Source organism: Butyrivibrio sp. INlla16 (assembly GCF_900104155.1).
Classification (GTDB): domain Bacteria; phylum Bacillota; class Clostridia; order Lachnospirales; family Lachnospiraceae; genus Butyrivibrio.
The window spans coordinates 24,723-49,477 of the sequence record NZ_FMYB01000033.1; the positions used below are offsets into that span (position 1 = coordinate 24,723).

The 24,755-nt window shown below is 43.3% G+C and carries 24 protein-coding genes and 2 pseudogenes; 23 read left to right on the forward strand and 3 right to left on the reverse strand.

All coding sequences use genetic code 11. The features are described from left to right. Positions 1-3: 3 nt before the first annotated feature. A complete protein-coding gene (locus BLR42_RS14675) occupies positions 4-963 on the forward strand; it encodes a methyl-accepting chemotaxis protein (RefSeq protein WP_091870639.1) in 960 nt (319 codons plus the stop codon). Continuing rightward, a complete protein-coding gene (locus BLR42_RS14680; protein WP_091870642.1) occupies positions 960-2,294 on the forward strand; it encodes an MATE family efflux transporter in 1,335 nt (444 codons plus the stop codon). Before BLR42_RS14675 ends, BLR42_RS14680 begins: the two co-directional genes overlap by 4 nt. A gap of 87 nt (positions 2,295-2,381) precedes the next feature. On the opposite strand, the gene BLR42_RS14685 is transcribed toward BLR42_RS14680, so the two are convergent. Then, a complete protein-coding gene (locus BLR42_RS14685; RefSeq protein ID WP_091870645.1) occupies positions 2,382-3,254 on the reverse strand; it encodes a hypothetical protein in 873 nt (290 codons plus the stop codon). A 556-nt stretch (positions 3,255-3,810) separates the two neighbouring features. Between BLR42_RS14685 and trpD the strand changes: the two genes are divergently transcribed. The 21 genes and pseudogenes from trpD (at position 3,811) to BLR42_RS14785 (ending at position 23,851) form a co-directional block, all read left to right on the forward strand. Continuing rightward, on the forward strand, positions 3,811-4,845 hold the full coding sequence (gene trpD / locus BLR42_RS14690) for an anthranilate phosphoribosyltransferase (protein ID WP_091870647.1): 1,035 nt from the start codon (positions 3,811-3,813) through the stop codon (positions 4,843-4,845). Positions 4,846-4,878: 33 nt separating this feature from the next. Continuing rightward, positions 4,879-5,655, forward strand: coding sequence for an indole-3-glycerol phosphate synthase TrpC (gene trpC, locus BLR42_RS14695; protein WP_091870650.1), 777 nt, complete (start codon positions 4,879-4,881; stop codon positions 5,653-5,655). 87 nt (positions 5,656-5,742) lie between these two features. Then, positions 5,743-6,363, forward strand: a complete 621-nt coding sequence (locus tag BLR42_RS14700) for a phosphoribosylanthranilate isomerase (protein ID WP_091870652.1) — start codon at positions 5,743-5,745, stop codon at positions 6,361-6,363. A gap of 77 nt (positions 6,364-6,440) precedes the next feature. Further along, on the forward strand, positions 6,441-7,631 hold the full coding sequence (gene trpB / locus BLR42_RS14705; protein WP_091870655.1) for a tryptophan synthase subunit beta: 1,191 nt from the start codon (positions 6,441-6,443) through the stop codon (positions 7,629-7,631). After that, positions 7,624-8,400, forward strand: a complete 777-nt coding sequence (gene trpA, locus BLR42_RS14710; protein WP_022760687.1) for a tryptophan synthase subunit alpha — start codon at positions 7,624-7,626, stop codon at positions 8,398-8,400. The genes trpB and trpA overlap by 8 nt, the downstream gene beginning before the upstream one ends. A 59-nt stretch (positions 8,401-8,459) precedes the next feature. Continuing rightward, positions 8,460-9,932, forward strand: a complete 1,473-nt coding sequence (gene trpE / locus BLR42_RS14715; protein WP_091870658.1) for an anthranilate synthase component I — start codon at positions 8,460-8,462, stop codon at positions 9,930-9,932. A gap of 2 nt (positions 9,933-9,934) precedes the next feature. Next, entirely contained in the window at positions 9,935-10,498 is a 564-nt protein-coding gene (locus BLR42_RS14720) for an anthranilate synthase component II (RefSeq protein ID WP_091870660.1), read from the forward strand. A gap of 248 nt (positions 10,499-10,746) precedes the next feature. Further along, positions 10,747-11,913 (forward strand): class B sortase, encoded by a 1,167-nt coding sequence (gene srtB / locus BLR42_RS14725; RefSeq protein WP_091870663.1) that lies wholly within the window; start codon positions 10,747-10,749, stop codon positions 11,911-11,913. 71 nt (positions 11,914-11,984) lie between these two features. Next, on the forward strand, positions 11,985-13,166 hold the full coding sequence (locus BLR42_RS14730; protein WP_091870665.1) for a flavodoxin family protein: 1,182 nt from the start codon (positions 11,985-11,987) through the stop codon (positions 13,164-13,166). Between the two features lie 8 nt (positions 13,167-13,174). Further along, positions 13,175-14,167, forward strand: a complete 993-nt coding sequence (locus tag BLR42_RS14735; protein ID WP_091870668.1) for an AEC family transporter — start codon at positions 13,175-13,177, stop codon at positions 14,165-14,167. 43 nt (positions 14,168-14,210) lie between these two features. Further along, positions 14,211-15,599: a TrkH family potassium uptake protein gene (locus tag BLR42_RS14740; protein WP_242879354.1), complete on the forward strand. Its 1,389-nt coding sequence runs from the start codon at positions 14,211-14,213 to the stop codon at positions 15,597-15,599. 15 nt (positions 15,600-15,614) lie between these two features. Next, the gene (locus tag BLR42_RS14745; protein WP_091870671.1) at positions 15,615-16,274 is read left to right on the forward strand and encodes a potassium channel family protein; all 660 of its coding nucleotides are present in this window, start codon (positions 15,615-15,617) and stop codon (positions 16,272-16,274) included. A gap of 10 nt (positions 16,275-16,284) precedes the next feature. Next, the gene (locus tag BLR42_RS14750) at positions 16,285-17,043 is read left to right on the forward strand and encodes an SDR family NAD(P)-dependent oxidoreductase (protein WP_091870673.1); all 759 of its coding nucleotides are present in this window, start codon (positions 16,285-16,287) and stop codon (positions 17,041-17,043) included. Between the two features lie 5 nt (positions 17,044-17,048). Next, positions 17,049-17,348, forward strand: a complete 300-nt coding sequence (locus BLR42_RS14755) for an ATP-dependent Clp protease adaptor ClpS (RefSeq protein ID WP_022760677.1) — start codon at positions 17,049-17,051, stop codon at positions 17,346-17,348. Between the two features lies 1 nt (position 17,349). Then, on the forward strand, positions 17,350-19,563 hold the full coding sequence (locus BLR42_RS14760; protein ID WP_091870676.1) for an AAA family ATPase: 2,214 nt from the start codon (positions 17,350-17,352) through the stop codon (positions 19,561-19,563). Between the two features lie 12 nt (positions 19,564-19,575). Continuing rightward, the gene (locus BLR42_RS14765) at positions 19,576-20,313 is read left to right on the forward strand and encodes a nucleoside/nucleotide kinase family protein (protein ID WP_091870680.1); all 738 of its coding nucleotides are present in this window, start codon (positions 19,576-19,578) and stop codon (positions 20,311-20,313) included. A gap of 335 nt (positions 20,314-20,648) precedes the next feature. Beyond that, positions 20,649-21,299, forward strand: a complete 651-nt coding sequence (locus BLR42_RS14770) for a leucine-rich repeat protein (RefSeq protein WP_091870683.1) — start codon at positions 20,649-20,651, stop codon at positions 21,297-21,299. Positions 21,300-21,362: 63 nt separating this feature from the next. Then, the gene (locus BLR42_RS14775; protein ID WP_091870685.1) at positions 21,363-22,553 is read left to right on the forward strand and encodes a Gfo/Idh/MocA family protein; all 1,191 of its coding nucleotides are present in this window, start codon (positions 21,363-21,365) and stop codon (positions 22,551-22,553) included. A gap of 50 nt (positions 22,554-22,603) precedes the next feature. After that, a complete protein-coding gene (locus BLR42_RS14780; protein ID WP_022760671.1) occupies positions 22,604-22,861 on the forward strand; it encodes a GIY-YIG nuclease family protein in 258 nt (85 codons plus the stop codon). 24 nt (positions 22,862-22,885) lie between these two features. Then, positions 22,886-22,948 (forward strand): annotated as a pseudogene (locus tag BLR42_RS24250) (zinc-ribbon domain-containing protein); the annotation flags it as partial. 48 nt (positions 22,949-22,996) lie between these two features. Further along, positions 22,997-23,851, forward strand: coding sequence for a PrsW family intramembrane metalloprotease (locus BLR42_RS14785; RefSeq protein WP_242879357.1), 855 nt, complete (start codon positions 22,997-22,999; stop codon positions 23,849-23,851). A 19-nt stretch (positions 23,852-23,870) separates the two neighbouring features. On the opposite strand, the gene BLR42_RS14790 is transcribed toward BLR42_RS14785, so the two are convergent. Together BLR42_RS14790 and BLR42_RS22855 are read right to left on the reverse strand one after the other, a co-directional pair. Continuing rightward, complete coding sequence (locus BLR42_RS14790) at positions 23,871-24,434, reverse strand: hypothetical protein (RefSeq protein WP_091870688.1); 564 nt, start codon at positions 24,432-24,434, stop codon at positions 23,871-23,873. A gap of 100 nt (positions 24,435-24,534) precedes the next feature. Beyond that, a pseudogene (locus BLR42_RS22855) lies at positions 24,535-24,755 on the reverse strand (hypothetical protein); the annotation flags it as partial.

The following is a 24,755-nucleotide window of genomic DNA, read 5'->3' on the forward strand; positions in this document are numbered from 1 at the left end:
AATATGCTGACAGATATTTTTAAGAAAAAAACAGAAGAAATCGCAGAAACTGTTGCAGCTCCGAAATCCGCAGCGGATGATGAAAAGCGCGAATCCCTTATTTACATAGCGGATTCTGTTAAGAAATTCCAGCGCGAACTCGTGGAAAATGAAGTTACTTCACTTACTGAAATTCATGATATGGGTGAAGCTATTGAGGATGTAATCGAAAGCAACACTCAGCTTCACGATCAGATGGACGCATTCAATGAGATGTTTGCGGCAGTAAATGACAGTGCAGGTAAATTCGAGGACGTTAAGGTCAATATTTTAAATAGCGTTCAGAATGCTCAGAATAAAGTTTCAGAGCTGAAGGACAGTTCCAATGAAGTACGTGCCACTTTTGATGAAATGACACAGAGCTATGAAAACTTTAAGAGTGCGGTCGATCAGATTTCCGATTATATGAAGAAGATTATCGGAATCGCAACCCAGACCAATCTGCTTGCACTTAATGCTTCAATTGAGGCTGCAAGAGCAGGAGCTGCAGGAAAAGGCTTTGCGGTAGTTGCTACCGAAGTAAGAGAACTTGCTGATGAGATTAAGGTCATGATCAGCCAGGTTAATGCTTCTATCGAGGCAGCAGGAGAAGAGAGTGAAAAACTCTCTCAGAATATTCAGAACTCTATAGCAGCTATGGATAAGAGCATTGAAGAGGTTGACGAGACCAACGCTACCTTTGATGAAATTATCGAAAGTGCAAACGGAGCAAATGCGGTTCAGCAGGAGATTTCAGATACTGCTGATACAGCTTCCGATGAGCTTAACAGAATCGGCAGCAGCTTTTCTGATATCAACAGCAAGTATGATGCTCTTGTTAGACAGCTTGAACGCGTTAATTCCCTTGGAACAACAAAGAGCAGTGTATTTGAGCACATCGACAATCTGATTTCACAGATTGAGCCTATTGTAAAGGATAGATGAGTAACGAATTATTTGAGAAAGCACCGATAAGAACCGCATATTTGAAGCTGGCAATTCCTGTTGTACTCAGTATGGTGGTGTCACTTGTTTACAGTATGGTTGATACATACTTTATAGCGTTGACGGGAAACACGGCACTTATCGCGGGAGTATCTATCTGTGCTCCTCTGTTTACATTGTTCCTTGCATTTGGTGATATGTTTGCACTGGGAGGAACCTCTTATATTTCGAGACTTCTTGGAGCAGGAAAAGGAGAGGACGGAAAGAGGCTGAGCGTTTTTTGTCTGTATGGCTCAGTTGCATTTGGAATCATAATGACAATGCTTCTTATGCTTTTTCAGCGACCGGTACTGACATTTCTGGGGGCTGATGAGGGAACCATGAGCTATGCAGGGCAGTATTATCAGTTTATTGTTCTTGGCAGTACTCTTATTATGGCATCGCTCGTTTTATCCAATATGCTAAGGACGGTTGGTCAGCCCAATGCATCCATGATTTGTTCAATAATCGGTGCCGTGGTCAATATGGTTCTTGATCCGGTTTTCATCTTCGGATTTGGCTTGGGAGCTGCAGGCGCGGCTATAGCTACAGTTATAGGGTATGTTTGCTCAGATGTGTATGCATTTTGGTTCATAGCAGCAAAATGTGATGGTTTGTCGGTTGATCCCCGTGATTTTGGCCTTAAGGAAGGTGAACTTGCAAAAATCTTTGCAGTAGGTCTTCCCGCATCGGTAACGAATTTTACTCAGACACTTGGAATTACACTTACTAATCGTGCATTGTCGGCTTACGGAAGTGATTCCATTGCCGTTATGGGAATTGTAATAAAAATTGTAAATATAGTCATGTTGATAATCGTGGGACTTGCCTTTGGCGGACAGCCGCTTACAGGATATATATACGGATCCGGTAAGAAGGAGCGTCTGCGCAAGGTTCTTTCCTTCGCCTACAGGATTGTTGCAGGTACAGCTGCAGTTCTGGCAACAGTAGTTGCGATTTTGGCGCCGCTTTGCATGAAAGCATTTTTAAAGGATGAGGCACTCATATCTCAGGGAGCTTTGATGTTGCGCCTCCAGATGCCCGGAATGGTACTGATGGGACTAGGTCTTGTGACAATTTGTACTTTCCAGTCCATGGGTAAGGGACTTCCTGCTCTTATTTTGTCACTTTGCAGGCAGGGAGTTGTGTACGCAGCAGTAATAGCTGTATTCTCCGCACTTTTCGGCTACATGGGAGTCATTTCCGCTCAGCTCGGTTCGGATGTCATATCAGTGGTTATTGCAGCTGTTCTTTTTTGGATGGTAATAAAGCCGGAACTGGCTTCGAATTAGGTCGTGATCGCTATATAAAGATAAAAAAGGAGTCAGTCGGGAATTGTATCACAATCCCAACTGACTCTTCGTTTTTTTGTATGCGCTTTATTCTACAATTGTAGGATTTACAAAGAATGCTACATCAGCGCAAGTGCCATTAAATTCGGATTTATAGAACTGTAAGGTTCCGGTGATTGATTTGCCTTCGTCTGCGCTGTAATCATAGACGTAATCAATTACATAGCCGTCCTTATCGAGAACCAGTGCCTTAATATATCCGGGTGTGAATTTATCGGCTGAATACACTGAATAATCAATCTTCAGATCACCGTTATCTGTACCGATAGCCCAGTCACATTCCCAGTATGCATCTTTAAAGCTGGAGTCAGGTATCTGGATTTCATCCCAGTGAATCTCACCTGTAGGAACATCAGTGCAAGGAACATCAAAAATTGCTGTGTTTCCGGGGCCTATAGCTGATTCATAAAGTGAAAACTCGCCAATATTCTCTCCGGAAGAACCCTTCGCATAACCGGTTCCGTCAAAAACAATAGCCTTGTTATACAGATTTGTTACGCCAACAATGAGATGATAATCATCTTCGATGTAGAAAGGTGTTACGGAGATTACAAGGTAATCCATACCGGTGGGAGAATACTGAACACCCCATTTTACTTTGTTGTAATCAGATTCAAGCTTATCAAGAGTTGCCTGTGCATCTGCATTCAGATAGCTTGCTGTATTGGCAGATGTATTGCTGCTTTCGCTATCTTTTTCTGTAGTCCCGGGATCGGAAGCTAAGGTGTTATCCATATCCTGATCGCCTGCAGTCTCATCCGTAGTATCATTTGAAGCTACATCGGAATTGTCATCGGATTTGTCTTCGGTGGCAACTGAGCTATCGATAGTCTCATCAGTGGCTACTTCATCATCATAGTTGGTATCCCCGGGATTTTCTGCTGCAGCATCTTTACGCATAATTCCAGCAAACGCTTTAATATCTTACCATATTTTGATGAGAGAAACTAAAAAAGTTGTTGACAATTTATTTCACAGACATTATTATGTATAACAAGTTAATACTTTAAACCGATGAAGCGGAGATAAAGGTAATGATGCCTACACAGAGAGTCCGGGGTGGTGAGAGCCGGGTAAGAAACAAGTTATCAAATGGACCGCTGAGGGTACGATACAAAAGTGAGTAATTGCTGAGTATATCGTAACGTGATGGCATACGTCAGTTGTCGGGGATATGTTGGTATCCTGCTAAGCGCGTAGCACATAGCTATGAATTCAAGGTGGCACCGCGGATAATAGATTATTCGTCCTTGACAGAAATATATTTCTGTCAAGGATTTTTTTATTGGCTCAAACCTTGTAATAGCAAGAAACTGAACAAGTACAATCCCTAAATACAAAGAATAGTTGGGGGGAAGATAACGTATTAGAAATTCGAGCGATTTTGCGTGAGCAATCGGAGCGAGATTTTTAATATGTTATCTGACTCCGACCGGCTTAAAAGGAGGAAAGGAACATGATTAAAGAGGCAATCGTAAAAATCGTAAACAAAGAGGATCTCACATATGATGAGGCATACGCTGTAATGAACGAAATAATGGGCGGCGAGACAACACCCACTCAGAATGCAGCATTCTTATCAGCACTCTCAACAAAGAGCGCAAGAGCAGAGACAACCGAGGAAATCGCAGGATGTGCGGCAGCCATGAGAGACCACGCAACCAAGGTAGATACAGGAATGGATATATTTGAGATTGTTGGTACTGGCGGTGACAACGCTCACAGCTTCAATATCTCAACAACCTCAGCACTCGTTGCGGCAGCAGGCGGAATGAAGGTTGCAAAGCACGGAAACAGAGCAGCATCTTCAAGCTGCGGAACTGCTGACTGCCTCGAAGCTCTCGGAGTTAACATCCAGCAGGATCCCGAAAAGTGCATAGAGCTTCTTAATGAAGTAGGAATGTGCTTCTTCTTTGCTCAGAAATATCACACATCAATGAAGTACGTCGGTGCTATCAGAAAAGAGCTTGGATTCAGAACTGTTTTCAACATCCTTGGACCTCTTACCAATCCCGGTTCACCCAAAATGCAGCTCCTTGGCGTATATGATGAATATCTTGTTGAGCCACTGGCACAGGTGCTTGTAAGCCTTGGTGTAAAGAGAGGCATGGTTGTATACGGAATGGATAAGCTTGATGAAATATCCTTAAGTGCACCTACCAAGGTTTGCGAAATCAAGGACGGATGGTTCAAGACTTACATGATAAAGCCTGAAGATTTCGGACTTACAAGCTGCACCAAAGAAGATCTTAAGGGCGGTACACCTGAAGAAAACGCCAAGATCACAAGAGAAATTCTTGCAGGAGCCAAGGGCCCCAAGAGAGATGCGGTTCTCATGAACGCAGGTGCATCACTATATATCGGCGGTAAAGCAGAAAGCTTTGCAGACGGAATTAAGCTTGCAGCAGAGATCATCGATTCCGGCAAGGCAACCGAGACACTTGAGAAACTAATTGAAGTAAGTAATAAATCAGTAGAAATGACTGCATAAACAAGCCTTCCCCTTGGGGGACAAGGAGCGAAAATGACAATACTTGACGAACTCGCAGAATACGCCCGCGTACGCTGCGATCAAAATAAAAAAACAATCTCTGCCTCTGATTTACGAAGAGAGGCAGAGAACCTCCCTAAAGGCGATTTCGCTTTTGAGAGAGCTCTGAAAAATGAAGACATATCCTTTATATGTGAGTGCAAAAAAGCTTCTCCTTCCAAGGGACTTATAGCAGAGGATTTTCCTTATCTTGAGATTGCAAAGGATTATGAAAAAGCAGGAGCCGATTGTATTTCGGTCCTTACCGAACCAAAGTGGTTCCTGGGAGATGACAGATATCTTAAGGAGATAACACAGGCGGTCAGTATCCCCTGCATAAGAAAAGATTTCACTGTGGATGAGTACATGATTTTCGAAGCAAAGACTCTCGGAGCATCGGCAGTCCTTCTCATATGTTCAATCCTTGAGAAAGAGGCAGTCAGAGAGTACATAAATATCTGCGATGAGCTTGGCTTATCCGCACTTGTTGAAACTCATGATGAAAAAGAGATTGAGAGTGCCATCGATGCCGGAGCAAGAATAATCGGAGTAAACAACAGAAATCTCAAGGACTTTTCGGTTGATACGACAAATAGCATGCGACTTAGAAAACTGATTCCGGAGGACGTGATCTATGTCTCAGAGAGCGGCATCAAAACCGCAGAGGATATAAAACGCCTTAGAGAAGCCGGAGTTGATGCGGTACTTATCGGTGAAACACTTATGAGAGCATCTGATAAAAAGGCAATGCTCGCCGAACTAAGATACTAAAGAATACTGCCTTCCCCTTGGGGACGTCGGCTTAGCGCGGACCGGAGCGGAGCGAAGACAGGTGCCCGAAGGGCGGATGAGGGGCCTATGATAAAGACAAAATTTTGTGGTCTCACGAGACCCGAAGATATCCAAATTGTAAACAGGCTTAAGCCCGACTATATAGGTTTCGTATTTTTCAAAAAGAGTAAGCGAAACGTGGAGCCGGAGGAAGCAAAAAAACTAAAGGAAAAGCTTGATTCTAACATAAAAGCAGTCGGGGTATTTGTTGATGAAAAACCGGAGTTCATTGCAGGACTTGCAAACGAAAACATCATCGACATAATACAGCTCCACGGAAATGAAGATGAGAAATATATTGGACAGCTAAGAAAACTGACAGCTGCAAAAATCATAAAAGCTTTTCAGATAAAAAATTATAACTGTACTAAAAATGGAACAGCAGATTTTTTGAAAGAGGTTGAAGCATCATCTGCTGACATAGTGCTTATCGACTCAGGGCAGGGTACAGGAACAGCTTTCAACTGGGAAATACTAAAAAAGATCACAAGACCATACTTCCTGGCAGGTGGAATAAACACTGCAAATATTGAGGAAGCCGTAACAGACATAAAGCCTTACGCCATCGATGTCAGCTCCGGAATAGAGACTGACGGCGTAAAGGATGAGGAGAAGATGAGTTTTATTCTATCAATTAATAAGAAATGACTAACCTCTATTCTAAGCCTTCTCCCACTGGGAGAAGGTGGCGCGAAGCGCCGGATGAGGGGAATAGGAGAAGAACAATGACCAACACAAACGGAAGATTCGGTGTACACGGCGGACAGTACATCCCCGAGACACTCATGAATGCTGTAATAGAGCTTGAGAAAGCCTACAACCATTATAAAAACGATCCCGAGTTCAACAGGGAACTCACAGAACTTTTAAATGAATATGCAGGCAGACCTTCAAGGCTCTACTATGCTGAGAAGATGACCAAGGACCTTGGCGGAGCAAAGATATATCTCAAGAGAGAGGATCTCAACCACACAGGTTCACACAAGATAAACAACGTTCTTGGTCAGGCACTTCTTGCTAAGAAGATGGGAAAGACAAGACTTATCGCAGAGACAGGCGCAGGTCAACACGGCGTAGCAACCGCAACAGCTGCTGCTCTCATGGGAATGGAATGCGTTGTCTTTATGGGAGAAGAGGATACCAAGAGACAGGCTCTCAACGTATACAGAATGAGACTTCTAGGCGCAGAGGTAATCCCTGTAACTTCAGGTACAGCAACCCTTAAGGATGCGGTGTCAGAAGCGATGAGAGAGTGGACCTCAAGAATCGACGACACACATTACTGTCTTGGATCTGTTATGGGACCTCATCCTTTCCCGACAATCGTAAGAGACTTCCAGGCAGTTATCTCAAAAGAGATAAAAGATCAGATTCTTGAAAAGGAAGGAAGACTTCCCGATGTGGTCATGGCCTGTGTAGGCGGCGGATCAAATGCCATCGGAACCTTCTACAATTTTATAGAAGATAAAGATGTTAAGCTGATTGGCTGCGAAGCTGCCGGAAGAGGCATTGATACCTTTGAGACAGCAGCTACCATCAATACCGGAAAACTCGGAATTTTCCATGGTATGAAGTCTTATTTCTGCCAGGATGAGTACGGACAGATAGCTCCTGTTTACTCGATTTCCGCAGGACTTGATTATCCCGGAATCGGACCTGAGCACGCAAACCTTCATGACACAGGAAGAGCTCAGTATGTGCCCGTAACTGATGATGAAGCGGTTAACGCATTTGAGTACCTCTCCAAGACAGAGGGAATAATTCCTGCGATTGAGTCAGCACATGCTGTGGCTCACGCAATAAAGATTGCTCCGACAATGAGCAAGGACGAGATAATAGTAATAACCATTTCAGGAAGAGGCGACAAGGACTGCGCCGCTATCGCAAGATACAGAGGGGAGGACATCCATGAGTAAAATAGCAGAGGCTTTCAATAATAAAAAAGCATTCATTCCATTTGTGACCTGCGGGGATCCCGACCTTGATACAACCAAGAACATCTTAAGAGAGCTTCAGAAAAACGGCGCTGACCTCATCGAACTTGGCATTCCATTTTCAGATCCCACAGCCGAGGGCCCGGTGATTCAGGGAGCCAACATAAGAGCACTGAAAAACGGCATAACCACCGATGACATCTTTGCCATGGTAGAAGAAATCCGCAGTGAGATAACGGTGCCTATGGTTTTCATGACCTACGCCAATGTGATCTTCTCCTATGGAATGGACAGATTTTTTGAAAAGTGCCAAAAGATCGGAATGGACGGAGTGATACTTCCCGATGTGCCTTTTGAGGAAAAGAGTGAGTTCGATAAATCAGCCGGCACCTACGGAGTTGATTTTATTTCAATGGTGGCTCCCACCTCCGAGGACAGAATTGCAATGATCGCAAAGGAAGCAAAGGGATTTATCTACATCGTATCAAGCCTTGGCGTTACAGGAACCAGAACATCCATAACAACCAACGTTAAGGACCTGGTTGATCAGATAAGAAAGGTCACCGATGTTCCCTGCGCAGTCGGATTTGGAATCTCGACTCCCGAGCAGGCCTCAAACATGGCAGAGATCTCAGATGGTGCGATCGTAGGATCCGCAATCGTCCGCATCATTGAACAGAACGGCAAGGATGCACCTGCCAAGGTCGGAGAATTTGTAAAGAACATGAAGAGCGCCTACAAGGCATCATAATAAATAATGCCTTCTCCTCAGGAGAAGGTGTCAGCGAAGCTGACGGATGAGGACATAAAATGAAAATTACACCTGACTTTACTGAAATTGAAAAGCTCGCCGCTACCGGCAAATACAACGTACTTCCTGTTAGCTGCGAAATTCTTTCTGATTTTATAACACCCATAGAGGCTATGAGAATCCTCAAAAAAGCATCAAAGCATGTCTACATGCTTGAGTCCGCGCAGGCGAACGAGACCTGGGGAAGATACTCATTTCTTGGCTATGATCCGACCATGAAGATAACCTGCATCGACGGGAAAATCGGCATCACGGATGAAAACGGAAATGAGACGACAGCTACAGGAGATCCTTCTGAGTGCCTTAGAAAAATTCTAAAGGACTACAAAAGCCCCAGATTTTCAGATCTTCCGCCCTTTGCGGGAGGAATGGTAGGCTATTTTTCCTATGACTTCCTGGGTTATAGTGAGCCTACAGTCAGAATGAATGTAGAGGATTCCGAAGGATTCATGGACGTAGATCTCATGCTCTTCGACAAGGTTATCGCCTTTGATAATACTAAGCAGAAGATCGTACTTATAGCTAACATGAAGCTTGATCCGTCCGCTTTACAGGCAAATTATGATAAAGCAATAGCTGATCTTGAGGACATAATACAGCTTCTTACCACCGGAGAAAAAGTGACGGAGGTTCGAGGCAGGCTCCTTAGTGAGATGACACCTCTTTTCAATAAAGAACAGTACTGTGAGATGGTTGAGAAGGCAAAGAGACACATATTTGAGGGCGATATCTTCCAGATAGTGCTCTCCAACAGGTTTAGTGCACAGTATGAAGGAAGCCTTTTTGATACTTACAGACTCCTTCGGACAATCAACCCGTCACCCTACATGTTCTATTTTTCAGGAACCGATGTGGAGGTGGCCGGAGCTTCTCCCGAGACGCTGGTTAAGCTTAAGGATGGCATTTTGCATACTTTCCCTCTTGCAGGAACCAGACCCAGAGGCGCTTCTGTGAAGGAGGACAAAGAGCTGGAAGAGGAACTTCTTGCTGATGAAAAAGAGCTTGCTGAGCACAACATGCTTGTGGATCTTGGAAGAAACGACCTGGGGAAAATCAGTAAATTCGGAACTGTAGAGGTTGAAAAGCTGCATTCGATAGAGCGCTATTCACATGTAATGCACATAGGATCTACAGTCCGTGGAGAAATAAGGGATGACAGGGATGCGCTTGATGCGATATCCTCCGTGCTTCCCGCAGGAACACTTTCCGGGGCACCCAAGATCAGAGCCTGCCAGATAATCGGTGAACTTGAAAATAACAAGCGAGGCATCTACGGCGGAGCTATCGGCTATATTGATTTCACCGGAAACATGGACACCTGCATTGCAATCCGTATTGCCTACAAGAAAAACGGTAAAGTCTTCGTAAGAAGCGGCGCCGGAATAGTTGCCGATTCCGTTCCGGAGAAGGAATTCGAGGAGTGCATGAACAAGGCGAAGGCTGTGATGAAGGCACTTGAGACGGAGGAATAATAATGATTTTATTAATAGATAACTACGACAGCTTTTCCTATAACCTTTACCAGCTTATCGGCGAGATAGAACCGGACATAAAAGTAATCAGAAACGACGAGATGACAGTATCCGAAATTGAGGCTCTGAATCCCGACAGGATAATACTCTCCCCGGGTCCCGGAAGACCTGAGGATGCCGGTATTTGTATGGAGGTGGCAAAAACAATCGCAAAGAAAATCCCGACCCTGGGTGTATGTCTGGGACATCAGGCTATCTGCGCTACATATGGAGCTACGGTAACTTATGCCAAAAGGCTGATGCACGGAAAACAGTCCGATGTCAGATTTGATCTTGATTGTCAGATTTTCAAAGGACTTCCGGAAGAAGCACCTGTAGCAAGATACCATTCTCTGGCAGCGGATGATTCTACAATACCTCAGGAACTAATAGTTACCGCACGCACCACGGATGGTGAGGTTATGGCGGTAAAGCACAGGGATTATCCGATCTACGGAGTTCAGTTCCATCCTGAGTCCATAATGACCCCGGATGGAAAAGCGATGCTGAAGAATTTTGTTCTGTAAATATTTGCCGGACGGCTCTTACATTGACAAATTGTAAGCGACGGAGCGGTTATCACAGTAAAAGGCAAAAAAGGAAAAGGCAAGGATAAGATTATAAAGAAGATTAAGAAGCAGACAAATGCAACGGTAAAATAATCACTTTGGAAGGAAAGCTGTCACACTCGTACAGGTGTGGCAGCCTTCTTCTTTATATGGTACTATTATTGCTGTACGTTTAGTTTTATTAAGAAGTTGGGAAAGATTTTATAGTGAGCAGTTTTAAGAAAAAATTATTTACAAAACTGGTACAAAATGCCGGTGAATATAATAAAAAGCATAAAAGCAGTGCAAAGCGCGTGACATATTTTACACTGGGGCTCATAGTTTTTTTGAGCATCCTGTTTTTTATACCTGAGAAGATATGCGAGCTTTTAGGTCTTGTTTTCAAGAAAAAAGGCGTATTAATTTCAACAGCAATAATTGCAGCGTTGGCGCTTCTTTACGTATGGCATGCATCAGCGCCTCAGAAAAACATGATCACTGATCATGAAAATGTAGAAGCTACTATTGCGGAAAATTCAGAAGAAATACAGAGTGCTGAAGAAGATGCAAATAATTCTGAAGAAGAAAATTTAACGGCAGATAAAGATGATACAGAAAACAAGACAGATGATTCCGAAATACAGCAACCTGCATCAGACGAATCCAAGCTAGACCAGCAGGTATCCGACGAATCTGAGCCCGACCAGAAGGTATCTGATGAATCTGAGTCTGAACAAGCTGCAGATGAAAACAATTCCGAGTCAGACCAATCCGTATCCTATGTAACAGAGTCCGACCAACCTGCATCAGAAAATTCCGATTTTCCTCAGATTGACCTCACTGCCTACATAAAAGAAAATCCTGATGTTGTAGGATGGCTTGTCGTAGACGGAACCCAGATCAGTTACCCTATAATGCAGGCTGAGGATAATGAAAAATATCTGACCAGTAATTCCGACGGAGAGACTTCGGATACAGGTGCGATTTTCTTAGACAGCAGATCCAAATCCGATTTTACCGATTCAAATTCGATTATCTACGGACATAACATGAAGGATCGTTCCATGTTCGGAAGCCTTCGTGACTACAGATTTGAAAAAGGCTTCTATGATGATCACAAGTACATCTATGTTATTACTGCGGAGAAGATACTTAAATATCTGATATTCTGCTACATGGATGTACCTAAGGATTATGTGATTTACGATTATGTTGGGGCTGCTTCGGATGAGTTTGTTGCGGACGCAGAACCTGTAAGACTTAAGTCCTACATGGATTCGGAGATTCCGGTTAAGAGTACAAGTAAAGTCATTACATTATCCACATGCACGGACAGTAAGGACACTCACAGATTTGTGGTATGCGGTGTTTTGGAAGAGGAGATTTCGGACTGACAGAATTTTAGGAATTAATGGTCTGATTGGAAACGTGTGAAAAAGAGTTTTTTGAAAATGGGGAGATTTCTATGAGGCTCTTAATACATGATCTTAATGACGAGGAATGGAATAGAATCGAAGACGATTACAAGGGCTGGGAGATAATATCGGATAACGGTAGTATTAAGCCCTGTGTGGGCTGTTTTGGATGCTGGACCAAGACTCCCGGCGTATGCATGATTAAGGACAGCTATGACCGCATGGGAGTATTGTTCCACAAGGCGGATGAAGTCGTAGTTATGAGCAGATATACCTACGGCGGCTTTAGCAGCTTTGTGAAAAATGTATTCGACCGCAGCATAGGCCTGGTGCTTCCATATATGAAAGTATTTAACGGGGAGATGCACCATGAAAAGAGATACCCCGAAAAGCAGGAAATCACTTTTATTTTCAGAGGGAAAGCACTTACTGACACACAAAAAGAGCATGCAAAAAAGTATGTAGAAGCGGTGTGCAGAAATTTTCACGGAGATATCAAGGCACTTAAGTTTGAAAACATCGAAGAATCCGATAATACATTTTCGGATAACGCAGCTGAAAGCAAAGAGAATACCAGCTCTTTAGAGACAGTATCAGAATCTCAAAAAATTCTACTGATCAACTGCAGCTCAAGGGGCGATGATGCAAATTCTCTGAAATTCCTGAAATACTTAAGCGGCAGCATAGAATGCGAGACAGAAAGCATCAATCTTTTGACCTACTTAAATAAGTACAACGAACTTGCAGAGCTTGTTACTTCATATAAAAGGATTGTTTTCGGAATGCCGCTCTATGTCGACGGGATTCCCTCTACTGTTTTGAGACTCCTGGAAAAACTGGAGGCGAAAGGAAACAAAGACAAAAAGAAGATATATGTCGTAGCTAACATGGGATTCTATGAGAGCAGACAGATCTGCAACCTCCTTGGCATGATGGAAGAGTGGGCCGAAACATGCGGCTATGAATACTGCGGAGGAGTTGCAATAGGCGCAGGAGAGATGATGGGACAGATGATGCGCATGCCCGATCCGACAAAGGGGCCGGCAAGAAATGTTGCACTATCATTAAAAGAGCTTGGACAGGCTGTAAATGAAGGCACATCTATAGAGAATATCTATGCGGATGCATATAAGTTCCCTCGCATTCTGTATCAGATTGCCGGTAATTCAGGCTGGCCAAGATCAGCCAAAAGAAACGGACTTAAGAAGAAAGACATGCTTAAGAGGTGGTAGAGTAAGAAATGGAAAATTTGGTTTTTAGCCTGAATGCAACACTTCCGATTTTCTTTCTTATGACACTCGGAAACGTGTTCAAGAGACTTGGAATTATTGATGATAACGCTGCAGCGTTTATGAACAAATTTGTATTTGAAGTCGCACTTCCGGTTTTGCTCTTTTCGGATCTGGCAAAGCAGGACTTTATTGGAACCTGGAACCCGGGGTTTGTACTCTTTTGTTTTGTCACCACAATAGTCAGCATACTTTTTATAAGTTTGTTGTCACGAATATTTGTAAAAACGCCCTCCAGACGAGGCGAGTTTTTACAGGGCGCTTATCGAAGCAGCGCAGCGCTTCTTGGTATCGCTTTTATTCACAGTATCTACGGCGAATCCAGCAGTGGAATGGCGCCTCTGATGATCCTTGGAAGCGTGCCGTTATACAACATTTTTGCAGTTATTATATTGACAGTGACAGCTCCGGAGGACGAGAATGTATCGGCTGACAGCAAAAACGTGGAACACTCGTCAGCTGGTAATAACAAACTTTTAAAGAAAACCGTGCTTGGGATTATCAAAAATCCCATCATCCTTGGAATATTGACGGGACTTATCTGGTCTGTTTGTAAGCTGCCCGTTCCCAAAATCATGGACACCGTAGTAAGTGACGTCGGCGCACTTGCGACACCGCTGGGGCTCATGTCGATGGGTGCGACCTTCGATTACAGAAAAGCCTTGCAGAACGTGAAACCCGCACTGGTAGCAAGCTTCATCAAGCTGTTTTTATTGGTTATGATATTCATGCCTGTCGCAATTCGTCTTGGCTTTGCGGGAGAGCAGCTGGTGGCGATTCTTGTGATGCTCGGTTCAGCCACTACAGTCAGCTGCTATATCATGGCGAAGAACATGGGACATGAAGGGACGCTCAGCAGTAGTATAATAATGATAACTACCTTTGGCTGTTCTTTTTCCCTTACGTTTTGGCTCTTCGTATTAAAAACGCTTGGGGTTATTTAAACCTTAGGTTACAAGTAAACTATCGCTTACAGAGGTACACCGATTGCGAGTTTTTAATGAAACAAAGATAGAAAAAAGCAGATTAACATCAACACAGATAATTGTGCTTGGCTTTTTGCTGGCAATAGTGGTTGGTTCATTTCTTCTGATGATTCCGGCAGCAACGGCAAGAGGCGAGCACACTGACTTTATCACTGCTCTGTTTACGGCAACCACTTCGATATGTGTTACCGGTCTTGTGGTGGTCGACACCTTTTCTCACTGGTCTTTTCTTGGACAACTGATAATCCTGATATTAATCCAAATAGGCGGATTTGGTGTAATTACGCTGTATTCCGCGATAATGATGCTTATGAAAAAGAAGTTCTCATTAAGCACCAGACTTCTGATTCAGGACTACTACAATCTTGATTCTATTCACGGACTGATTAAATTCCTCATAAGAGTTATCAAGGACACTTTCATAGTTGAAGGCATTGGAGCTGTTCTTTACTCATTTGTTTTTATCCCAAGGTTTGGCTTTTTCAAAGGAATATGGGTGTCTGTTTTTAACGCGGTTTCAGCTTTTTGTAATGCCGGAATGGATGTAATGGGGGCCAATTCGCTGATAGATTATCAGACCAATATCCCGGTGAATGTGATCACTATTACACTGATCGTCCTTGGTGGTCTGGGTTACGTTGTATGGTTTGATTTTATTGAAAATCTGAAAAGATCGGTAAAGCACGGATACAACATCAGAACCTTCTGGAAAAGGCTTGGCGAACATTCCAAGCTTGTAATCAACCTAACGCTGTTTTTACTGATATCCGGAACCCTTCTGGTTATGCTTTTTGAGTGGGATAACCCTGATACAATAGGAAAAATGACAGTGGGAAACAAAATCCTTGCAAGCTTTTTCCAATCGGTGACCTTCAGAACAGCTGGTTTTGCAACTGTTCCCCAGGAGTCGCTGACACCTTCAACCTGTATTGTGGGATGCATGTACATGTTTATTGGAGGATCTCCGGTGGGTACGGCGGGAGGAATAAAGACGGTTACAATTTTTGTGGTTCTCCTCAATGTCTTTTCATTTATCAGGAACAGGACAGAGCCCGTTGTGTTCAGCAGAGCTGTCTCGGAAAAGCTGATCAACAAGGCAAGTGCCATCGTAATGTCAAACCTTATGCTGACAATGGCACTGATGATCGCACTTATGCAGGTATGTGATGCGCCGGCGCTTTCCGCAGCGTATGAGATATTCAGTGCAACAGGAACCGTAGGTCTTTCCAGGTCGCTCACGGCGAGTCTTAATGTGCCGGGAATGATAGTGGTAATGATCGGAATGTATGCAGGAAGAATAGGACCTATTTCCATGGCACTGTTTTTCAGCACTAAGCGTTCGGATAAAAATGATATCAGATTTTCAAACGGACACTTTATAGTAGGATAAAAGGAGAGTGGACTGATGAAGTATAATTCTTTTGTGGTATTCGGTCTTGGAAAATTCGGACAGGCAGTAGCCGACAAGCTTATAGAGAGCGGTGCGGATGTCATGGTAGTTGATAACGATGCGGACATCATAGATTCCTATTCTGCCAAGGCTACAACTGCTATTGAGGCTGATCTTACGGATCCCGCTGCCATAAAGGCGCTTGGCATATCCAACATCGACTGCGCTGTGGTTGCCATGGGCATGAGCCTTGAAGCAAGCATAATGTGCACAATGATATCGAAGGAGTACGGAGTTAAGTGGGTTGTTGCCAAATCAAGTAACGAGAGAATGGGATCTGTTTTATCCAAAATCGGAGCAGATGAGGTTATCTATCCCGAAGAGGAGAGCGGTATAAGAACGGCAAGAGGGCTTATTTCCAGCAACTTCCTTGAGTATTTCGAAGTAAGTGATGATATATGTCTTATAGAGATGCTGCCTAAGGAAAAGTGGGTGGGGAAGTCGTTAAAAGAGCTTAACCTCAGAAAAAAATACGGTATAAACGTGGTTGCAATAAAAGACGGTGTTGTCAATGAGTATGTGGATCCTGATGTTCCGCTAAAGGCCAAGGAGGCACTGCTCATGCTGATTCATAAAAAGAATCTTTCAAAGCTTGATAAAGATATTGTCTTATGAGGAGAGTAAAGTGAAAACAGTTTTTATTACAGGAGCGACATCCGGAATAGGGCAGGAATTTGCCAGAGTGTATGCGAAAAGAGGATATAGGCTAATTCTCACGGGAAGGCGCACGGATCGCCTTGAAGCCATGCGTACAACATTCGGTGAAACCTGCAAAGTGATAACTACAGATTTATCCGATGAGAATCAGTGCAAAAAGCTTTTGGAGAGTATCTACGAAGAACATATAGACGTTTTCATAAACAATGCGGGATTCGGGACAGCGGGATCTTTCATTGAAACGGATCTTGAAAAGGAAATATCAATGATAAAGGTCAACGATATTGCCATGCATATTCTTTTTAAGGGTGTGCTTCGCAAAATGAAAGCGCAGGGAACGGGGACAATCCTGAACGTGGCTTCATCGGCAGGCCTTCTTCCGGCAGGCCCTTACATGGCGACCTACTACGCATCCAAAGCGTATGTTGTTTCGCTTACCAAAGCTGTTGCGAGAGAGCTTAAAGAACAGGGAAGCGGCGTTTATGTTTGCTGCCTCTGCCCGGGACCGGTGGATACTGAGTTTAACAGTAAGTCGGATGTGATGTTTGCTCTTAAAGGGATATCCGCTAAGCAATGCGTAAAAGAATGCCTTACGGGTATGAAGAAGAGGCAGACAGTGATAATTCCGACTCTTGGGATGAAGCTTGCTATTGCTTTTCAGCATTTCATTCCGGAGAGTCTATTGATAATGATCACAGGAAGACAGCAAAAAAAGAAAAGGCGGTGATTATTATGGCAGTTCAGGGACAGACAAAGGAGCGTACAAAGGATAAAGTTAAGGAGCCGCGTCAGTTCAACGTGGTCATGTACAACGACGACTTCACCACTATGGAATTCGTGGTGGAGATTCTCATGGATATATTTCATAAGGACGAGGTCACAGCTCAGTCCATTATGCTTGGTGTCCATAAAAAGGGACAGGCAGTTGTTGGAAAATATCCTTACGACATCGCATCAACCAAGGTGAACGCAGCCCTGATGCGGGCGAAACAGGAGGGCTTTCCGTTTCGCATGAGCGTGGAGGAGGCATAATATGAATCTATCTGCAGAAGCTATGCTTGCACTTCAAAATGCGGTGGAGTATGCAAGTAGTAACCAATATGAATATGTGACACCGGAGCTTGTGCTCCTTATGATGCTTGATGATGAGGCATTTCGCGAGGCTTATGAGGAGTGCGGCGGTGATATTCAGGCTCTTTCGAAGAACCTTATGAATTATGCGGCAAAATACATTGAGAAGGTAAAAGGAAAAGAACCTGTGCTCTCTCTTTCCACACAGCATATGATTAATTTTGCGGGACAGAGTGCCTATTCAAGCGGCTGCTCCGAGGTCCATATAAGGCATCTTATCCATGCAATCTGGAATCTTGATAACAGCTATGCAGTATACTACATGGAGCAGGATGGGCTTACGGAGGCTGAACTTCTTGAGGAACTTTCATATATTGAAGATGAGAACGTAGACTATGGCGGCAGTGCCTCTACAGGCGGTCCTGAGCGCGAGGAGGATACAGGCAATCTCAAAATATTTGCACCCTGCCTTAATGATACTTTGGAGGATGTGAATCCCCTTATCGGCAGGAAGGAAGAGCTTGAGAGAACTATCCAGATTCTGTGCCGCAAGGACAAGAACAACCCGCTTCATATCGGTGAACCCGGAGTCGGTAAGACAGCAATAACCTACGGACTCGTGGAGCTTCTTAGGAAAAATGAGGTTCCGGACGCTATAAAAGGCGCCAGAGTTTTTGCGCTGGATCTTGGAGGTATGCTCGCAGGAACGCAGTACAGAGGTGATTTTGAGAAGCGCTTCAAGAAGGTATTATCCGAGATAGGAAAAGAAGAAAAGCCAATTATTTATATAGATGAGATACATAATCTTGCAGGTGCCGGCGCAGTTGGAGAAGGCTCTTTTGATGCTTCGAACATGCTTAAGCCCTATCTTGCAGATGGACATATCAGATTCATCGGGGCGACAACCTTTGAAGAATACAAGAAGTATTTCGAGAAGAACAAGAGCCTCGTTCGCCGTTTCCAAAATGTGGAGATTAAGGAACCCTCAGAGGAGGAGAGCATCCGAATACTAGAGGGACTAAAGGAAAAGTATGAGAACTATCACGGCGTAATCTATGAGGATGAAGTTCTTCCTTATGCTGTGAAAATGAGTGCAAAATACATAAATGAAAGATATCTTCCGGACAAAGCGATTGACATTATCGATGAGGCAGGATCCTTCAGAAAACTTCATCCGTTAAAGGCTAAGAAGCAGATTGTTGATAAGGAAGTAATTAACGAGATTCTCACCAAAATATGCAGGGTGCCTATTGAGACTGTTGAGACAGATGATGTTACAGGGCTTGCAACTCTTGAGAATAGACTTAAGGGCAAGATTTTCGGTCAGGATGAGGCTGTATCACAGGTTGTAAATGCTGTGAAATTCTCCAAGGCAGGTCTTTCGGAGGAGAACAAACCTCTTGCAAGTCTTTTATTTGTGGGACCTACCGGAGTCGGAAAAACAGAGATTGCAAAAAGGCTTGCGGATGAGCTTGGTGTCAAACTCATTCGTTTCGATATGAGTGAATACGGCGAGAAACATGCGGTTGCAAAGCTAATTGGATCTCCTGCGGGCTACGTTGGCTACGAGGAGGGCGGAATACTCACAGAGGCCATAAGGAAGAGTCCTTCTGCCGTTCTTTTGCTCGATGAAATTGAAAAGGCTCATCCCGATATCTATAACGTCCTTCTTCAGGTCATGGACTATGCGACGCTGACCGATAACCAGGGACGAAAAGCCGACTTCAGGAATGTCGTCGTTATTATGACCTCAAATGCAGGGGCTAACAAGCTTGGCAAAAGCGGCATAGGCTTTGTCAGCGAGGGTCACGACAACAGCGTACTGATGGAGGAGGTTAAACGCGTCTTCCAGCCTGAGTTCAGAAACCGCCTGAGTAAAGTTGTTGTATTTAACAGCATGGATGAGGATATGGCAAGTCTCGTGGTAGACAAGAAATTATCCGAATTAAAGGATCAGCTTTCCGCGAAGAAGATAGTATTTTCTGCGGATAAAAAGGCCAAGGATCTGGTGATAAAGCGCGGAATCAGCCAGGAATTCGGAGCAAGGGAAGTTGACCGTGTCATTCGAAACGACATCAAGCCACTGTTTGTAGACGAGATTCTTTTCGGCAAATTAAAGAACGGCGGCAAGCTAACACTCACCGTAAAGAGTGGGGAGTTTACAGTCCGCACCTAAAGAGGCCTTTTTATGAATTACAACGTAAACATAAACGGAATAGACGTGCAAGCAAGTTACAGTGAAGGATCCTTGCGCGAAATATTCATCCCTTTATTATCAGACCTAACTTCATTACAAAAAAAGAAGAACAGGCGAATCCTTGTCCTTCTGGCAGCACCTCCCGGAGCCGGGAAGAGCACATTGTGCAGTTTTTTGCAGAGTTTGTCTGAGCAAAATGAGGAATATACCGATATTCAGGCGATAGGAATGGACGGTTTTCACAGATACCAGGACTATCTCCTGACACATAACACTATTCGGGACGGTAAGGAAATTCGCATGGTCGATATCAAGGGAGCACCGATAACCTTTGATTTGGACCTACTTACAGCGCGCATAAAGGATGTCGTCAGCAAGGAAAAAGTAGGCTGGCCCACTTATGACAGGCACCTTCACAATCCGACAGATAATGCGATTAAAGTAGAGAAAAACATCGTACTTCTCGAGGGCAACTATCTTCTGCTTGATGAGGATGGATGGCGAGAGATTAAGACTTATGCCGATTACACAATCTCTATCACTGCAGATGAAAATATGCTGCGTGACAGACTTGTGGACAGAAAGGTTAAGAGCGGCAATACACTTGAAGTAGCAGAAAAATTTGTGGACTTTAGCGACATGGCTAATGTCCGTCTGTGCCTTTTAAAGACCATGAAGGCCGATCTGGAGCTTATAGTAGACGAAAATGGGGATTATCAGCGCAGCTGATTCCCCATTTTTGATTCGATCATCTCAATAATATAATCCATGGTAAATTCTCCTTTATAATTTAAATGTTCTATTATCTTCCGCAAGGGCAGGTGATGTATCTCTTAATGTGAATTCCGAATAAGTTAAGAATGTTAATAATCATTGTCATGGTGATTACCTCCTTCTATGTGAAACTCATTAGCTGTCTTCCTTTTGTTGAGTTAATCATATCAGTGTGAACATCACAGAATTATCACACTGAGGAAAACTTACATTTTCTTTTTGATGCCGGAAGTTTGCGATATAATATTCTTATGCTGAAACGATTCTCGCAATAAGAGAGGAGTCCGTATATGAATAAGCAGCCGGCGTCAAATTCGATTCCCAAAAGGTTAATTGTTATTCTTGTATCTTCATTGTTTTTAATTATTTTGAAATCTCAGAATGTTTATGCAGCAGGCACATTTACCTTTAATGGGATTGATTATGAGGTTTTAGAAGAAGCCGTAGATAATAAAGCCGGAAAATGCATTGTAATCGGTGCGGCAAACCACAATATTAAAAAGTTGGTAATTCCATGTCTTGCCGGTCCTGCTCTGGGTCAGGATTATGAGATTATCGGAATAAAAGAAGGCGCCTTCAAGAATTACAAAAAACTAAAATCTGTTTCGGATGAGGCTGACTGTAGTCTTGAATACATTGCAAATGATTGCTTTAAGGGCTGCAAGAATCTTCGATACGTGTATTTTGAATCGCTTACGTTAAGAAAAATAGGTAAAAATGCTTTTAAAGGATGTAAGAAGCTGGAGTGCTTCGATGTTTACAGTCAGCTGCTTAAAAAGAATTCCTTTGGAAAGAATTCTTTTTCGGGTACAAAAAAGGGGCTGCTTGTCAGGAACCCTAAACTAAAAACAGCAAAGAAATACGCAGGCTACATGAAAAAACAGGGTGCTACTAATCCCAAGGGGGCTTTAGCTTTGCCTGATCCGGGAGACGATGATTAAAATTCCGGAATTTTACCTAAATCGATATTTTTACTATACCTTGTTGAGAAGGAGATACATCATATGAGTTCAGTTCAAAAGTTTAAAAAAGTTAAAACTGCTGTCATCGGTTGTGGGATGATTAGCGACATTTATATCCGCAATCTGAAGGAGATGTTTGACATCATCGATCTTGTGGCAATAGCAAATCGCTCGATGAATGGCGCAAAAGCCAAGGCTGAGAAATTCGGTATAGCCAGAGTTATGACTATAGATGAGGTTGCTGCATCTGACGACATTGAGCTTGTTGTGAATCTGACACCTGCTGATGTTCACTATGAGATAGTAAAGCAGATGCTTGAAGCAGGGAAGCATGTCTACACTGAGAAGATGTTTACCACAAGCCTCGAGGAAGCTGAGGAACTTATAAAAATATCAGAAGAAAAAAATCTGATGATAGCGGTAGCGCCTGATACGGTTTTAGGTGCCGGAATTCAGACCGCCAGAAACTATCTTGACTCCGGGATCATAGGAGAGATAACAAGCGGATTTGTCAGTGTCAACCGTGACCAATGCCTGATGTCTGAGCTTTTCAGATTTTTGCAGCAGGAAGGTGGTGCTATTCCTTATGATGCAGGAATATACTATGTTGGTGCGCTTATTGCACTCCTTGGAAGTGTGAAAAGAGTTACAGGCTTCGGAGCACCGGCCCTGATGCATGATAAGCAGCTCTTATATGTCAAAGGTAATCCGGATTCCTGGCAGATCCCCGGAACAAATGTACTTTGCGGAGCGCTGGAATTTGAGAACGGCGTGCTTGTATCACTTCATTTTAACGGAAATAATGTTGGCGGAGAGAAGACCAGATTCGAATTATTCGGAACGAGGGGCAACATGGAAATAGGTGATCCCAATAAGTTTGACGGTGAGGTTATCATATCACTCCCTGAAAACGAGCCGATAAAAATGCCCTTCACTCATGGCTTTGATGGTAAAAATATGGTTGGAGAGCCTATGCCTTTTGACGGCTACGGTCACCGCGGAGTGGGCGTTGCTGAGCTTGCTTATGCCATCAGACAGGGAAGAAAGAACAGACTTAGCAAGGAATATGGTTATCACTGTATGGAGGTTTTGCTTGGACTTGATGAATCCATCAGAACGGGCAAAATCTATGAACTGAAATCAAGAGCGGAGGTTACGCCATTAAAGCCGGGGTACTATTCCTCTATGTTTGGAGGGCAGGTGAGAGCTGATGCGGAACTGTCGCTTATATAAAAGGCAGCATATATCTGGAAAAATACTATGGAGCGGGCAGGGATAATCTGATGAACTACACTTACTTGGTCGAATGCGCTGATGGGTCTTTATACTGCGGCTGGACTAATGATCTGGAAAAGCGAATCGCCGATCATAATGCCGGAAAAGGCGCAAAATATACAAAACCCAGACTTCCGGTGAAGCTCGTGTATTATGAGACTTTTGACACAAAAGAAGAAGCCATGAGCAGAGAGTGGCATATTAAACATTTGCGCAGAAATGAGAAACTGAAGCTGATAAACTGCACCATGACCGATAAAAAATAGTTCTTTAGGGGAGAGGAGTCAGACGTGTACTGTACTAATTGTGGAAGTGAGATACAACCCGGACAAAAGTTTTGCGGCAACTGCGGAGCTGCTACGCAAAATTCGAACTTGTCGGTGCAAAACCCGAGTCTACATGTGCAAAATTCAAGTCCGTCAGTGCAAAATCCGAGCATAACGGAACAGAAGGACACATTCTATGTTCGAAAGCTCCCTATGGTTATGATAGTCGTCCTGACTTTAAGTCTGATTTTTACTTCCCTTGTCATGGGAGCCGGCAGCATGACGCTGGCAATGCTTCTATCATGTGCGCAGGGGATTATATTGATATTTCTTATATACAAACTGGACAGCATCGAACCTGAACCGATACCGCTTCTTATCAAGCTGTTTCTATTCGGAGCTATTCCGCTTCCGATTGTTGTAACTATAATTGAGTCGGGAATTCAATATGTTGTGGATATATTAACTCCTCAGGGATCTCTGATTAACAGCGTCCTGGTAGCATTTCTGGTTGCGGCTTTTTCGGAAGAAATTTGTAAATATGCTGTATTGAAGAAGCTGACCTGGAAACATCCTGCATTTAACTACCGCTTTGACGGAGTGGTTTATTCGACCACCGTAGCTATAGGCTTCGAGGTTGTTGAGAATCTTTTATATCTCTTTACTTCCGATGCCGGAACAGCGTATCTGAGGGCAGCTTTTCCCGGCCACTGTATCTTCGGAATTTACATGGGTTATTACTACGGACAGGCCAAGAGCCTCGAACTTAGCGGCGACGAAAGCGCAGCAAAGCAGATGAGGACAAAAGGCGTCCTTATTGCAATGCTTATTCATGGTATCTACGATACCGTAGCTATTTCATGCAGCGCATCAGAAGATGGATTGTTTATCTTGTCCGGTATGCTTGTGCTTGTTGTGATAATGTGCGTTTTAAACGTTAATGCCTATAAAAACATCAAGAAATATGCGCATGAAGACAGACCGGTGTGAATACTGATATTATGTTATCCTAACTTTTATCGGTCTTGATCTTTTTTACTTTTGTCCAGCTTCCAACATTTTTTACACCGGATACATTCTTTATGGTTCGCATCTTAACATAATAAGTCTTTTTGCTCTTTAAGCCTTTTACGGTTAAGCAGTCTTTGCTTTTTTTTACGGTCTTTTTAATTGTGTCTTTTTCTGAAAAGCTTTTATTTGTACATATCCATATTTCAATTTTATCCGCCTTTTTGAGATCTTTTTTGCTTAATTTACTCCATTTTACAGTTACGCTTTTACTGGTTGCGGATAACTTTGGCTTTGATATTTTTGGTAGTTTATTATTTTGTTTTTCTGTTATGACAGGTTTTTCTTCTTCCGGGGGTGCTGTTTTTTCTTCTTCCTGAGGAGTGGTTTTCCCTTCGGCCGGTGCTGCTTTTATTTCGGCGGAGACATATTCGGGGGCTGTATCATTATATTCTTCATTTCCGACACACTTATACCAAACCAGATAAGTGCCTACTTCAACAGCCGTTGGAATAGATGTTGAATATGAAGCCTCTGATGGTGGATCATTGGAATTGGATCCCAATGCATAATAAAGAGTTACTATTCACGGTCTAAATACTTTTGGACATGACAAATCAGCGTACTTAATCAGCACGCTGATTCGCTATTAAGTTTCAGTATGATTATTTCTGTGAAGAGAAGATTTCCTCCACAGTATAAGGTTTACCATTGCATAGCCTGGACAGAGCTTCTATTTCATTTATCCCGTTACGACGGCATGTTTCGATATATGTCCTTATAAGGGCGTAATTATCCGCGGTATCAGTAGATGCAAACTGACCTGATACCTTCATTTTGGTTTTGATTCCTCTGAGTGATCTTTCCGACAGATTATTCGTTGTAG

Excerpts from the sequence above, each read along its gene's own strand:
- BLR42_RS14675 (WP_091870639.1), top strand. The coding sequence starts at position 4 with ATGCTGACAGATATTTTTAAGAAAAAAACAGAAGAAATCGCAGAAACT.
- BLR42_RS14680 (WP_091870642.1), top strand. The coding sequence starts at position 960 with ATGAGTAACGAATTATTTGAGAAAGCACCGATAAGAACCGCATATTTG.
- BLR42_RS14685 (WP_091870645.1), bottom strand. The coding sequence starts at position 3,254 with ATGCGTAAAGATGCTGCAGCAGAAAATCCCGGGGATACCAACTATGAT.
- trpD (WP_091870647.1), top strand. The coding sequence starts at position 3,811 with ATGATTAAAGAGGCAATCGTAAAAATCGTAAACAAAGAGGATCTCACA.
- trpC (WP_091870650.1), top strand. The coding sequence starts at position 4,879 with ATGACAATACTTGACGAACTCGCAGAATACGCCCGCGTACGCTGCGAT.
- BLR42_RS14700 (WP_091870652.1), top strand. The coding sequence starts at position 5,743 with ATGATAAAGACAAAATTTTGTGGTCTCACGAGACCCGAAGATATCCAA.
- trpB (WP_091870655.1), top strand. The coding sequence starts at position 6,441 with ATGACCAACACAAACGGAAGATTCGGTGTACACGGCGGACAGTACATC.
- trpA (WP_022760687.1), top strand. The coding sequence starts at position 7,624 with ATGAGTAAAATAGCAGAGGCTTTCAATAATAAAAAAGCATTCATTCCA.
- trpE (WP_091870658.1), top strand. The coding sequence starts at position 8,460 with ATGAAAATTACACCTGACTTTACTGAAATTGAAAAGCTCGCCGCTACC.
- BLR42_RS14720 (WP_091870660.1), top strand. The coding sequence starts at position 9,935 with ATGATTTTATTAATAGATAACTACGACAGCTTTTCCTATAACCTTTAC.
- BLR42_RS14730 (WP_091870665.1), top strand. The coding sequence starts at position 11,985 with ATGAGGCTCTTAATACATGATCTTAATGACGAGGAATGGAATAGAATC.
- BLR42_RS14735 (WP_091870668.1), top strand. The coding sequence starts at position 13,175 with ATGGAAAATTTGGTTTTTAGCCTGAATGCAACACTTCCGATTTTCTTT.
- BLR42_RS14745 (WP_091870671.1), top strand. The coding sequence starts at position 15,615 with ATGAAGTATAATTCTTTTGTGGTATTCGGTCTTGGAAAATTCGGACAG.
- BLR42_RS14755 (WP_022760677.1), top strand. The coding sequence starts at position 17,049 with ATGGCAGTTCAGGGACAGACAAAGGAGCGTACAAAGGATAAAGTTAAG.
- BLR42_RS14760 (WP_091870676.1), top strand. The coding sequence starts at position 17,350 with ATGAATCTATCTGCAGAAGCTATGCTTGCACTTCAAAATGCGGTGGAG.
- BLR42_RS14765 (WP_091870680.1), top strand. The coding sequence starts at position 19,576 with ATGAATTACAACGTAAACATAAACGGAATAGACGTGCAAGCAAGTTAC.
- BLR42_RS14770 (WP_091870683.1), top strand. The coding sequence starts at position 20,649 with ATGAATAAGCAGCCGGCGTCAAATTCGATTCCCAAAAGGTTAATTGTT.
- BLR42_RS14775 (WP_091870685.1), top strand. The coding sequence starts at position 21,363 with ATGAGTTCAGTTCAAAAGTTTAAAAAAGTTAAAACTGCTGTCATCGGT.
- BLR42_RS14780 (WP_022760671.1), top strand. The coding sequence starts at position 22,604 with ATGAACTACACTTACTTGGTCGAATGCGCTGATGGGTCTTTATACTGC.